Source organism: Fundicoccus ignavus, assembly GCF_009659375.1.
GTDB lineage: Bacteria > Bacillota > Bacilli > Lactobacillales > Aerococcaceae > Fundicoccus > Fundicoccus ignavus.
The window spans coordinates 15,453-29,169 of record NZ_WJQT01000028.1 but is presented as its reverse complement, the minus strand read 5'-3'; the positions used below and the strand labels follow the sequence as shown (position 1 = coordinate 29,169).

General features: G+C 36.4%; 12 protein-coding genes. All 12 read right to left on the bottom strand.

The genetic code is table 11. The features are described from left to right. Positions 1 to 205: 205 nt before the first annotated feature. Entirely contained in the window at positions 206 to 808 is a 603-nt protein-coding gene (locus tag GF867_RS12555; protein ID WP_153833436.1) for a superoxide dismutase, read from the bottom strand. 191 nt (positions 809 to 999) lie between these two features. Beyond that, positions 1,000 to 1,380: a CehA/McbA family metallohydrolase domain-containing protein gene (locus tag GF867_RS12550; protein WP_153833435.1), complete on the bottom strand. Its 381-nt coding sequence runs from the start codon at positions 1,378 to 1,380 to the stop codon at positions 1,000 to 1,002. A 495-nt stretch (positions 1,381 to 1,875) separates the two neighbouring features. Next, complete coding sequence (locus GF867_RS12545; protein WP_153833434.1) at positions 1,876 to 2,766, bottom strand: DMT family transporter; 891 nt, start codon at positions 2,764 to 2,766, stop codon at positions 1,876 to 1,878. Positions 2,767 to 2,833: 67 nt separating this feature from the next. After that, positions 2,834 to 4,663, bottom strand: a complete 1,830-nt coding sequence (gene typA / locus GF867_RS12540) for a translational GTPase TypA (protein ID WP_153833433.1) — start codon at positions 4,661 to 4,663, stop codon at positions 2,834 to 2,836. Continuing rightward, positions 4,650 to 5,459, bottom strand: coding sequence for an inositol monophosphatase family protein (locus GF867_RS12535; protein WP_153833432.1), 810 nt, complete (start codon positions 5,457 to 5,459; stop codon positions 4,650 to 4,652). Before GF867_RS12535 ends, typA begins: the two co-directional genes overlap by 14 nt. Positions 5,460 to 5,468: 9 nt before the next feature. Beyond that, a complete protein-coding gene (locus GF867_RS12530; protein WP_343030439.1) occupies positions 5,469 to 5,774 on the bottom strand; it encodes a UPF0223 family protein in 306 nt (101 codons plus the stop codon). Between the two features lie 168 nt (positions 5,775 to 5,942). Continuing rightward, complete coding sequence (locus GF867_RS12525) at positions 5,943 to 6,410, bottom strand: cupin domain-containing protein (protein ID WP_153833431.1); 468 nt, start codon at positions 6,408 to 6,410, stop codon at positions 5,943 to 5,945. 147 nt (positions 6,411 to 6,557) lie between these two features. Beyond that, entirely contained in the window at positions 6,558 to 10,091 is a 3,534-nt protein-coding gene (locus tag GF867_RS12520; protein WP_153833430.1) for a phosphoribosylformylglycinamidine synthase, read from the bottom strand. Between the two features lie 22 nt (positions 10,092 to 10,113). Continuing rightward, complete coding sequence (locus GF867_RS12515; protein ID WP_153833429.1) at positions 10,114 to 10,794, bottom strand: phosphoribosylaminoimidazolesuccinocarboxamide synthase; 681 nt, start codon at positions 10,792 to 10,794, stop codon at positions 10,114 to 10,116. A gap of 11 nt (positions 10,795 to 10,805) precedes the next feature. Then, positions 10,806 to 11,930 carry a 5-(carboxyamino)imidazole ribonucleotide synthase gene (gene purK, locus GF867_RS12510; RefSeq protein WP_153833428.1) on the bottom strand — a complete coding sequence of 375 codons (1,125 nt, stop codon included), beginning with the start codon at positions 11,928 to 11,930 and terminating at the stop codon, positions 10,806 to 10,808. Then, the gene (gene purE / locus GF867_RS12505) at positions 11,923 to 12,417 is read right to left on the bottom strand and encodes a 5-(carboxyamino)imidazole ribonucleotide mutase (protein WP_153833427.1); all 495 of its coding nucleotides are present in this window, start codon (positions 12,415 to 12,417) and stop codon (positions 11,923 to 11,925) included. Before purE ends, purK begins: the two co-directional genes overlap by 8 nt. Positions 12,418 to 12,429: 12 nt before the next feature. Further along, positions 12,430 to 13,698, bottom strand: a complete 1,269-nt coding sequence (gene purD / locus GF867_RS12500) for a phosphoribosylamine--glycine ligase (RefSeq protein ID WP_153833426.1) — start codon at positions 13,696 to 13,698, stop codon at positions 12,430 to 12,432. Positions 13,699 to 13,717 lie beyond the last annotated feature (19 nt).

The window sequence follows — 13,717 nt, the reverse complement described above, 5'->3', positions numbered from 1 at the left end:
GTAAGCCATGTCGATTTCCTTTCTTATGTGTTTGGTCGTACTTACATCATAACGGAAATCACTGGCTTTTTGTGTATACAAAAATAGTGCTGATGATTTCTCACCAACACTAAAAATTATAGAACCGGTAAAATAACATAAAACTTATAAACTCTTATAAAACAAAAAAGCGAAAATCATTAACGATTTCCGCTTTTTGCTAAAATTATGCGTTTGCACGCTCTACAACAACATCCCAGTTCACTACTGACCAGAATGCTGCAATGTAATCTGGACGACGGTTTTGATAGTTTAAGTAGTATGCATGTTCCCAAACATCTAAACCTAATAATGGTGTTTGCCCATCTGTAACAGGGTTATCTTGGTTAGGTGTTGAAGTTACTTTAAGATCTCCATTATCTAACACTAACCATGCCCAACCTGAACCAAATCGACCAGCTGCTGCTGCTGCAAATTGTTCTTTAAATGCATCAACTGAACCAAAAGCTGCTTCTAATTTAGCAGCAAATTCTGCTGGAACTTCATTTGCATCTGAAGGAGCTTGTAGTTGTTCCCAGAATAATGTGTGGTTTAAGTGTCCCCCACCATTGTTACGAACTGCTGTACGTTTTTCTTCTGGAACTTCATTTAAGTTCGCAACTAAATCTTCGATTGATTTTTCAGCGAATTCTGTTCCTTCTACTGCATTATTTAAGTTTGTCACATAAGTGTTGTGGTGTTTTGTATGGTGGATTTCCATAGTTTGTGCATCGATTGCTGGTTCTAAAGCATCATAAGCATAAGGTAATTTTGGTAATTCAAAAGCCATAATTAAATTCCTCCTAATTTTTAATACAATCCAATTATAACATTAATTCGAAATAATTCAAAAAAACTGCTCATTTTTAATACGTTTCACTTCCAATTTCAAATGAAGTCGGTTATTAATTTTTTGGTAGATGGTTTCTTATTGAAAATGAACGTAAAATTCGTTTGATAGTAAATAATAAAACTTCTAGTTTAACCAATCCAAATTGGATTACTATAAGCAAAACCTCTATCATATGAATCTGATTCGGGAATTACTGTAACTGCTCCAACTTTTGCAATAACCTCTACTCGATATATTTCATTTTTTTCTACAGATATCAAACTATTCAATTGATAATTAAATTTATCTTGATCTCCAATAAAGAATACTTCCTTAATTTTTTTGAAACGTTTGTCTGAATTTATTTTCCCCTTATAGAACGCGATGCTCTCAAGACCGCCTAAAGGATTAAAAACATTTAAGTTTAGCGTAACATAAGCCGTTTCTTCTTCAATTTCTAGAGTTTCTCCCATCCCTTTACCATTTATATCAAATTGAATTTCTGGACCATTAGATCCCCAAAAAAACACCCTTTTGCATCATTCCATGAATCTCATCATCAGATAATTCATTAATGAACCCTTAATAAATGAATTCCCAATGTTTTCTGAGTATATACTGATTTTCGCTTTAACGAGGCATACATAAGAAAATCTCGGACGAGTCTAAGGACTTTAAATTTCGATTAGTAGTTTCAACTTGATTATATCGCTTTACTTTTGCTGGAATACTTAACGTAGCTCAGTGACTTGTTTTCTATAGCGGTATAAAGGGCAATCGGCGTAGCTTGCTCTGACTATGAGCAAAGCGAAGTAGACAGAGCCTAGCCGATTGAGCCGGAAAAGTACGAACGTCAGTGAGGCTTTGAAAGCGACCTCCGCTTTGGAAAACAATAAGCTAAGCGTAGTACAAAGCTTGATAAATCAACATAAATCTTATAAACCTTTATATTACAACAAACACAAGCCCCAAAAGTTCGAGTAAAAAACTCACTTCTGGGGCTTCATTATTGATCTGTATTTTGATTATAGTTCTTTTTCAAGTTTTTTCATATTATTGAACAACTTAGATGGATTTAATTCTACCATTAGAATACCGCAGAATATTAAAGCAGCACCTATTAATAGATTAATCGTGAGCGCCTCTTTTAATATAATGACTGCCGCAACCATTCCGAAAAATGCCTCTGTAGATAGTATTACAGAAGCTTGATTACTTGTTGTAAATTTCTGTGCATAGGTTTGTAAACCAAAGGCAACTAACGTGCTGAAAAAGCCTAAATACATAATCGGTGATATTGCAGAAATACTTAAGTTGAGCTGTGCTTCTCCTTCAAATAGAACCATTGCCCAAGAAAGTAGCGCTGCAGTACCCATTTGCAACAACATTATTTCCCATGTCGCTAATTCTTCGGCATAATACTCCGTTAGGAATATTTGCAAAGCAAACAACACAGCACAGATTAATGTTAATACATCACCGAAATTCAAGCCTGATACAGCCCCATCTAAAGATAATAAACCAATACCGCCTAGAGTAATACTCGCTCCAATTATCGCATTCCAAGATAAAGGTCTTTTTAAGACAAACCATGTTAGAAATGGAATGATCACAATATTTGTAGCGGTTAGAAAAGCACTCTTTGAAGTTGTTGTATATTGTAAACCGATTGTTTGAAAGGCAAAAGCTAGGAATAAAGTCACACCCATCCAACCGCCTTTACGCATTTTTTGCCAAGTTAATTGCGATAGTTTATTTAAATTCATCCCTAATAAAATGACAAACGCTAGGCTGAATCTTAGTGCGAGTATTTGAAATGGTGTGTAATTATCGAGCGCCAAGGCACTAGCCACAAAACCGGTTCCCCATATAATGGCTACAATTAATAATAGCATTGTTCCCAAATATCTTTTCATATAAACCTCCAATTTAAAAATAACCTTTGGAAGAACGTTTCTCCCAAAGGTTGTTTAAATATTATGATTAATCTTTTTTCTTAGTTGCTTTTTCACGAGCACTCTTATCTAAAATTTGTTTACGTAAGCGAATGCTTTCTGGCGTTACTTCACAGTACTCATCTTCATCCATAAACTGAATTGATTCTTCTAAAGTTAATTTACGTGGGCGTTTAATTACAGATGTTTGGTCTTTATTAGCAGAACGAACATTCGTTAATTGTTTTGCTTTCGTAATATTTACTGTTAAGTCATTCTCACGATTATGTTCACCAACTATCATACCCGCATAAACTTCCGCACCTGGTTCAATAAAGATTGTTCCACGGTCTTCTAAGTTCATGATACTGTAGGTTGTCGCTTGACCGTTATCGATTGATACTAATGTACCATTACGACGGCGACCAATACTTGCATTGATCATTGGACGATATTCATCAAATGTATGGTTAATAATACCATAACCACGAGTCATTGACATAAATTCAGTTGAGAAGCCAATTAAACCACGAGCTGGTACAGAGAATACCATACGAATTTGACCATTACCTGTGTTAATCATGTCAGCCATTTCTGCTTTTCTTTGACCTAAAGCTTCAATAATTGATCCCATATATTCTTCTGGGGTATCGATTTGTACACGTTCAAATGGTTCAGATTGAACACCATCAATCTCACGAATAATTACTTTTGGACGTGAAACTTGGAATTCATAACCTTCACGACGCATGTTTTCAATTAAAATTGATAAATGTAATTCTCCACGTCCAGCTACAACAAATGCATCTGGAGAATCAGTTGGTGTAACTTTTAATGACACATCCGTTTGTAATTGTTGCATTAAACGATCACTTAAATTACGGGAAGTTACATATTTACCTTCACGACCTGCAAATGGCGAGTTGTTAGTTAAAAATGTCATCTCAATGGTTGGTTCATCAATATGTAAAATTGGTAAAGCTTCTTGTGTATCAGTAGAAGTAACTGTTTCACCAACGAAGATATCATCCATACCTGATAATGCAATTAAATCACCAGCAGTTGCTTCAGTAATTTCTACACGATCTAAACCAAAGAAACCTAAAATTTTCGTTACACGGAAGTTTTTAGTCGAACCATCAATTTTTATTAATGATACGCTATCTCCAACTTTAATTTTACCACGGAATACACGACCAATACCGATACGTCCTACATATTCACTATAGTCTAATAATGAAACTTGAAATTGTAAAGGTTCGTCACTATTATCTACAGGTGCTGGAATATGTTCCAATACAGCATCAAAAATTGGATCCATTGAATTTTCTTGGTCAGCCGGATCAGAGGATACGCTTGAGGTACCGTTTAAAGCCGAAGCATAAACAACCGGGAATTCCAATTGGTCATCATCTGCACCTAATTCAATTAATAACTCTAATACTTCGTCAACAACTTCTTCAGGACGAGCAGAAGGCTTATCAATTTTGTTTACAACTACAACTGGTGTTAAACCCTGTTCAAGTGCTTTTTTCAAAACGAAACGCGTTTGTGGCATTGTTCCTTCATAAGCATCAACTACTAAGATTACTCCATCAACCATTTTCAAGATACGTTCAACTTCTCCACCGAAGTCCGCGTGTCCTGGTGTGTCTAGAATGTTTACACGTGTGCCTTTATAATCTACGGCAGTGTTTTTAGCCAAAATAGTAATTCCACGTTCTCTTTCAATATCATTACTATCCATTGCACGATCGCCTATGTCAGTACGAGCATCTAATGTGCTAGATTGTTCTAGTAGTTCATTTACTAGAGATGTTTTACCGTGGTCAACGTGAGCAATAATTGCGATATTACGAATATCATTACGAGTTTTCATTAATTTCCCCTATTTCTTTTGTTTCTTTAAGTAATTGCAATGCTTCCGCATGCACCAATGGATTTCCAAATACCACTGGACAGCGTTTTAACAGATTTAATGTTTGATTATCAGGTGTTGTTGCTTTAAAGCCAAGTGCTTCACACAATGCCCAACCAGCAGCGAAATCCCATGGCTGTAATCCACAAGAATAATATACGGCTACTTCTCCTTTTAATACTGAAATAATTTCTAAAGCGGCCGCGCCATAAGCTCTTGCGCCAAGTGATTGAGTTAATAATGCTAATGAATTGCCACGATTAGTCGCAAACATCCCAATATTTCCAACAATCAACGCTTCACTTATTGTTTGAATCTTGAAAGGTTCCAGAATTTGATGATTCCTAAAAACACCCACACCAACAATACCATAATACAAATCATGGCTCGTTACATCATAGATATAACCTGCTTTTGGTAAGCCGTCCTCAAAAATAGCTAGCATAATGCCAAAATTTTTCTTTTGTTTGACAAAATTTAATGTTCCATCAATTGGATCAATTACCCATACAGTACCCGACACATCTGTTACAGGGGCATCGTTTATTCCTTCTTCACCAATAATTTGGTGTTCTGGATAATGTTCACGAATCTTCTGAACAAAAAATGTTTCTGTTGCTTTATCCATCTCAGTAACTAAGTCAGCTGCATTTTTCTTTTCTTCAATCTTCAAATCTCGCTGGTGAGACCTTCTCAATTCTTCTGCAGCAGTCTCCATCCAGACTAATATGCGACTATGCATCTGATAATCAAACATAAAATCCTCCTAAGATACTTTAATTTTACGTGTTTTAGTCGTTGCTTGACTCACATCTCCTTCTTTTAACAGCTCACGCATTCGTTTTACGGTCTGATAAATCGAGTAATTCGAAGCAGCTTGAAATGCTTTATCAATTTGCTTTTCACCACTAATACTTGTCACAACTTCTTTAAACACGCGATATTTCGCTTGGAAATCCATTACGTCAATTCCAGCTTCATAAGCAGATTCAACTGCAGCTAAGAAATCAATTACTTTTACCATTTCTTCAGTAGACCAATCCGGATCTAACGGGTAAGCATATTCATTCACTCAGTTTCCCTCCATCTTATTAGCCATCAATCTTATTCCAACTTATACTATAACGCATTTGAAGCTGAATGAAAAAGAATTCTTTCCGATAAAACGCTTACCTCATAAAAATTTAATCTTTTTCTTTTATTGGATCCCTAAAATCACAAATAAAATACGCAAAAGTCTCTAATCTATTGTTAAACGCTCAATTATTTCACGATGTTCTGGATAATCTATTAATAATTCATCTTGGTTGAATAACTCAAAATCTTCGTATTCAAAACCAGGTGAAACCATACAACTTACCAAGGCATAATTCTCTTCAACTGTCGAACCAAAAATAACATTTTTAGGTACAACTGCTTGCAATTGCTGGCCCGCTTCAATATCTTTCCCTAGCTCAATTGTTTCATAACGTCCGTCAGGATAAATCATATGAATCGTTAAAGGGGATCCTTCATGGAAATACCAAACTTCATCTGCGGTTAATCGATGAAAGTGCGAAGGATTTGAGGACGTTAACAGAAAATAAATACTTGTATACAACGCGCGTCCATCGTGACTTGAGTGTGATTTTAAGATTTGCTTAAAATAACCGCCCTCTTGATGACCTTCTAATTGTAATTGCTCAATCCAATATTCTACTGTTTGCAAAGCATTTTCCTCCTATCTATTTTATCCAGTTTATCATTTTAACGATTATGAGGCTAATTGTAATACTTATATTTTGTCTGTAAATGTTTGATCAAATTTAAAACCTTCAGCTAAGTATAATACTTGGCTGAAGGTCTTAACTAAAGTTTAATCAACTAATTTTAATAGATTTGCAATAAATGGTGCTTCATTCACCTTTAAGTTATTGAATCCATCGCGGTTAAAACGTTCAAAGTTCGCATTAAGCCCTAGTATATGTCCGGTAGGATCTGTCATCGCATCAATTCCTAATTCACCTTCAAAGAAGTGTGTATATTTAGATAAAATTTGTTGTTCAAATTTCTTCTCATCTAAATCGATAATCAAGCTATATCCTGCAAGTGAAGTTGAGTAAGCGCCTTGAGCAGCATACGCACTATCTTTAATCACATTAACATCAACCACTGTTGAGATAAATTTCTCATATGGATTGGCTTTGAAGTCAATTTGCGTACCTGGCTTAACTTCACCAAATTCAATTAATCCACTTCTGACGAAACCAGCAAACGATGCACCAATAGCCAGAATATGTTTAGTTTGAATAAATGATTCTAACTCATCTTTTAAATCTGCAATTAACAATTCAATTGCTTGTCCATAGTGAAGACGATTCGATAAAATTGATCCATCTGGGAACGCTAATACATCGTAATCTGATAATCTAGTTTTTAATTCAGCAATTGAAGCAGCGTAACCCAACTCTTCTTTAATCACAAAGAATTCAACGTTTTTAGTATAGCGTTTAAAAGCTTCATATAAATCATATTCACCGTTAACTCCGGTAATGACTGGAATTAACACTTTCGCATCACTTGATAATTCTGGGATTTCCAACGCTTCTGTTTTCTCTGCACGTTTTACAAGTTCTACTTGGGTAAATACTTCAGCTAGAGGAGCATTATAAGCCGTTGCTAATTCAGCAAGTGAGTAAGTTTGATCTAATTTTACTTCATTCGTTTCATTTGTTTCACCAATTAATTTGGCATTGGCTGGCATTGGTAAATCGCTAGCTACTTCAATAATGTAACCTAAAGCAACTTTTGTATTGACAAATTCTGGTTTAATTTCGAAGCCAATACCATTACCTAAAGCCATTTCAACGAGATTAACCTCTAGAGTTTTATCATCTAATGTTGAAATTGAACGAATTTCTTTGTTAACTAACATGGCTTGAATCTGGTCAAACAAACTCGTTAATGCTTCTGTTTCGATTTCATCTTGAGCATTTCTTTCGGGACTTAGTAACCATAGTTTTGAATTTTTAGCTTTCAGCTCACGCGATACCACTAATCGTGCGTCTGTAGGCGCTACTGCAAAACTAATTAATGATGGCGGAACTGTTAATTCTTCGAATGTTCCACTCATACTATCTTTACCACCAATTGCCGCTAATCCTAATTGCTTCATTACTTTAAAGGCACCTAATAAAGCACCCGTTGGTTTACCCCAACTTTCAGGACTTACCATACGTTCAAAGAATTCCTGGAATGTTAGACGGATTTCTTGATAAGGTACTCCTAAAGCTACTGCTTTTGCAATTGAATTAAGGACTGCATAGTATGCACCATGATAAGGTGAAAGGTCAGCTAATTCAGGTTTGAAAGAAACAGACATTACGGATGCAGTGTGAGTATCTTTACCTAAAACAGGAATTTTAGCCACCATACCTTCTTGAGGTGTTAGTTGATACTCTCCACCTAAAGGTGCTAATACAGTTCCTTTACCAATCGTAAAATCAAAGTTTTGCGCTAACGCTGCTTGACTCGCATTATTCACATCAGAAAGTTGCTTAAGAATATCACGATTTTCTTTAAAGAAGTCACCAATTGCTTGTGATTCTATTTGTGCTTGAGCAGTTTTGGCACCACCATTTTCATCAAGGAATGTACGTTTCAAACGTAATACTTCTTCGCCTTGATAATTCATCACCATATAAGGAGAGTCAGTAATTGTCGCAACAACGCTCGCTTCTATATCTTCAGCTTCTGCAAGAGCAATAAATTGGTCAATATCTTTTGCCGCTACTACGACAGCCATTCTTTCTTGTGATTCTGAGATTGCAATTTCACAAGGATTCATACCTGGGTATTTAGTTGGGACTTTATCTAATTCGATTGTTAAGCCGTCAGCTAATTCGCCGATTGCAACTGCTACTCCCCCTGCACCAAAGTCGTTACATTTTTTTATTAATCGTGTTGCTTCTGGTTGACGGAATAGTCGAATGATTTTACGTTCAATGGCTGGATTTCCCTTTTGAACTTCAGCACCTTGTAATTCTAATGACTTTTCAGTTTGAACCATTGAAGAACCTACAGCTGCACCCAAACCATCACGACCAGTGCGACCACCTAATAAAATCACTACATCAGACGCTTCCGGTTTGATTCGAACCACATTATCGACGGGAGCTGCAGCTACTAATGCACCTAATTCCATACGTTTCGCTTCAAAACCATCATGATAATATTCTTTTACATATCCAGCTGTTTGACCAATTTGGTTACCATAGTCAGAATAACCTTGCGCAGCTTTTTGAGAAATGACACGTTGAGGTAATTTACCCGCTAGTGTTTCATCATAAGCTATTGTAGGGTTTTTAGCTGCTGTAATACGCATTGCTTGATGAACATAGCTACGTCCTGATAGAGGGTCACGAATCCCACCACCAATACAAGTCGCTGCTCCGCCGAAAGGTTCAATTTCTGTTGGGTGGTTATGTGTTTCATTCTTAAAGTATAGTAGATAATCTTCTGTTTCGCCTTCTACATCTACTTCGATACGAACACAACATGCATTCACTTCATCTGATTCGTCTAAGTTTTCTAATAAACCTAAACGTTTAGCGTCACGTGCATTAATTGTCGCTAAATCCATCAATGTTACTTGCTTAGGTTCAACTCGATCGGCAAAAACAATCGAACGCACTTCATTGTATTCACGAATTGTTTGTTCAATTGCATCTCGATATTGTCCATCCGTTACTTGAATGTCTGTTAATTCTGTCATGAATGTTGTATGACGACAATGATCTGACCAATAAGTATCAATCACCTTAAGTTGGAAAATTGTGGGTTCAGTACCTTCAGTTTTGAAGTAGTCTTGTACTACTTTAATATCCGATAAGTCCATAGAATAGTCTTGGATAAATGAAACAAGTTCTGCTTCATCAAAATGAGTAAAGCCTTCTACCTTTTCTAAATCAGCATTAGATGAAATTCCCATATCAAAATCTAAAGCAGTAAATGGTACTAACTCACTTTCCGTTTCATTGATAAAGTATGCCTTAAAAGTTGCCACTTCTTTTTCGTTTAATCCTGGCAAATCAATAATACGAGAATGATGAAGCGTCACTTCTTGTTCGCGTAAATTATTAAGAATACGATTGGTCATTTCTTCAACTTCATCGTATTGTCCTAATACTTGACGGTATCTAAACGACGTAGCAAGTTCTAATTCGTCTAGGTTTTCTGTTAAAAATGAACCTGGTAATAATGGTAGTATTTTGCTTAAATCTGATTGCTCATCGCTCTCAAACACTTCATATTGTTTAACTGTTTCAAGATTATTTAAGCCTAAAAATTGTTTTGCTTCTTTTAATAAAAAACTTGAATCGTTAGTTGGGGTAATTATAAATTTACTCATTTGTTCCCTCTCAATCTTAATCCTAATGGTAAAAAGCTGCTAATTCAGTGGGTGATAATAGTTGATTTTCTTTGTAAACACGCATATTACCGCCTGAGATTTCATCAATCAATACAATTTGTGATGGTTCATCTGGATGATAACCAAACTCTAATTTCACATCATATAAGGTCAAACCTTTAGTTAATAAATCTTGTCGAATTAATTCAGCAATTTTTAAATTCAACTGTTCGAGTGTCTGATATTGCTCCAGACTCATGATGTTTAAAGCTGCTAACCCAGCCGATGTAATCAAAGGATCTTGGCGTTCGTCATCCTTCAAGGTTACTTCAACGTAACCATTCAAATCTTGTCCTTCAGTCGCATAAGCACCGTAACGTCTCATAAATGAACCCGTCGCCTTATAACGAGTGATGACTTCAAGTCCTTTACCAAAAACTTTCATTGGTTTTACAGTCATTGTATGTTCATCTAAATTGGCGCTCACGAAATGAGTATGTAAATTTAAATCGTTTAATTTTTCAAAGAAGTAGCTTGACATGATTAAGTTTAATGCTCCGATTCCTTCAATCGATAAACCAACTGAATTAGCACCGGGATCAAACTTTCCATCGGTACCTGTCACATCGTCTTTGAATTTTAAGCAAAGTAAATCATCTACTTGATAAATATCTTTTGTTTTTCCTTGATAAATTAGCTTCATGTATGTCTCCTTTAAAATGTCTGGCGCCAACTTTGGAGAAATTGACTCTCTAATAATGCATGCGCATCTTCTACTAGCACTGTAAAATGACCCATTTTTCTTTGATCCTTGGCTTCGTCTTTTCCATAAACGTGCAACATTGCTTCTGGATATTGTTGAATTGTTTCTTCTAGCTGACCCATGTGTTGACCCAGTATATTAATCATTAAAGCTGAATCATTTAACTTAATTGGAACAAGTGGTCGTCCTGTAATAGCTAGAATATGTTGATCAAATTGAGAGATATTGCAAGCTTCAATCGTATAGTGTCCTGAGTTATGAGGTCGAGGTGCTATTTCATTAACTAACACTTGTTGGCCTTTTGTGACGAAAAATTCTACGCCACAAACACCGACTAAATTTCCAGCTTCAGCTATTTTAGTAGCAATTTTAGTCATTTCCTGTTCAACTTCAGGTGAAAGTTCTTCTCCTACCGAAGAACTAAACAATACGCCATGTATATGTTGATTAATACTCGGAGGAAAAACTTGAATGTTTCCTAGTATATCCCTAGCCACAATAACGGATGCTTCATACTCAAAACGACAAATAGCTTCGAAAATTAAATTTTGTTCTGTTAGGATTGCCTTTATCGCTTGCTCATTGAGTTCTAGATCTTCTTTCTTCTCAATTAAGTACTGCCCTTTTCCGTCATAGCCGAAACGACTAGTTTTTAACAAGCCATTCTCTGCATTATTTAATGACTCCCAGTCAATAATTTCTTTAAAAGCCACAGTCTCGACACCAATACTCGCTAACCATTGTTTTTCATCTAAACGATTTTGCGATGAAAGCAACAAATCTGTCCCTTGCGGTAAATAACCTAAATTAGCAACTTTCTTTAATAAAATTGCATCAATATTTTCAAATTCGTAAGTAACAACATCAACACTTTGTACGAACTGCAATAATTGTTCTTCGTCAGAAAATGATGCGATTGTATAATCGTTCGCCACAGCAAATCCACACGATGTCGGATTAGGGTCATACATTGCCACACGATAGCCCATTTTCTGAGCTGATTGAGCTAACATTTTCCCTAATTGACCTGCTCCAATTATGCCTATCGTTGCACCTGGTAATAATAATCTAGTCATATAATCTTTCACTACTCTCTACGGCTAAATCATGTTGTTTCTGTTGAAAAGCGATTAGCGCGTCATTTACTTGCGTATCATTGACAGCCAATATTCTTGCGGCCATTAAAGCAGCATTCTTAGCTCCAGCTGGACCGATAGCCATCGTCGCAACCGGAACTCCTGCTGGCATCTGTACAATTGAAAGTAATGAGTCCATTCCACTTAATGCACTAGATTTAATCGGAACGCCTATTACTGGAAGTGTTGTACTTGCAGCAATCATTCCAGGCAAATGTGCAGCGCCACCTGCACCTGCAATAATAACTTTATAGCCTTCATTCTTGGCAGTATCAGCAAATGTTAACATCTCAGTTGGCATACGATGTGCTGAAATCACTCGTCGTACGTGAGGGATATTTAATTCACTAAGTAGGTCACTAGCGCCCTTCATTTGATCCCAATCTGAAATACTCCCCATAACGATGATTACTTCACTGTTTCTCATTCACTATCCCTCCTATTTGTCTCGATTCAAGCCAATATCCTTACGATAGAATGTTTGTGGAATTGCCAGTTGATTCATTAATTGATACGCTTTATTCCTAGCATCAGTTAAGGTAGCCGCTTGGGCTGTCATCATCAAAATTCTTCCACCCGTCGAATATAAACTTTTTTTAGTTCCACCAACACCTGCATATAAAACATTTGCTTGCAACATATCTGTATTATCCAAAGCAATATTTGTTTGACAAGGTCCAGGATAACCTTCTGCTGCTAATACAATGCCTAAGCTTGATTGTTGTTCATAAGCAATCTGAATCGTTGTCTTAGATAAATGTGCTTCGATTACATCATAAAAGTCTGTCGCTAAAAGCGGTAGTAATATCTGTGTCTCTGGGTCACCTAAACGTGTATTAAATTCCACTACTTTAGGTCCATCAGAAGTTAAAATGACACCCGTATAAAGTATTCCTGTAAACGGAGTACCATTAGCCACCATTTGCTTAGCAACTGGTCTCACGATTTCATCTATAATTTGTTGATTTAGTTGATCATCCACCCAGGGAACCGGAGCAAAGGCACCCATTCCGCCGGTATTTAGACCTTGATCGTTATCACCAACACGTTTATAGTCGCAGGCATTTCCTAATGAAATAATATGATCTTCGTTCACTAAACTGAAGTGTGAAAACTCAACACCGACCATGAACTCTTCAATTAATAGATTTTTCTGCATGGTTTGCATAATCTCAATTAAAGCCGCTTCAGCTTCCGCCATCGTTTCTGGAATAATAACACCCTTACCCGCCATCAGACCATCTACTTTCATTACAAATGGTAAGCCGATGGTATGGCAATATGCTAACGCGGCTTCAAATTGTTCAAATTCAAAGAATTGGCATTGTGCTGTCTTAACTTGAGCTTCACCCATGATGTTTTTAGCGAACCATTTAGAATTTTCTAACTGAGCGCCAACTTTGGTTGGTCCAACAATCGCTAAGTTTCGTTGTCTAAATTCATCAACAATTCCTAATTCTAATGGTTGCTCTGGCCCAACAAATGTAACCGAGATATTATTTGTTTCAGCAAACTCAACGAGTGCTGCTATTGCTGTCACTTCTAAATCTACACACTCAATAGGTGCTTGATCTAATACTTCATCACGCTCCATACCTGGATTACCTGGTGCAACGAAAACTCTTTCTACTTTAGGACTATTAGCAAATGCTCTAGCGATTGCATGTTCACGTCCACCCGCTCCAATAATTAGCACTTTATGATTCATTGAATGCAAGCCGCCTTTC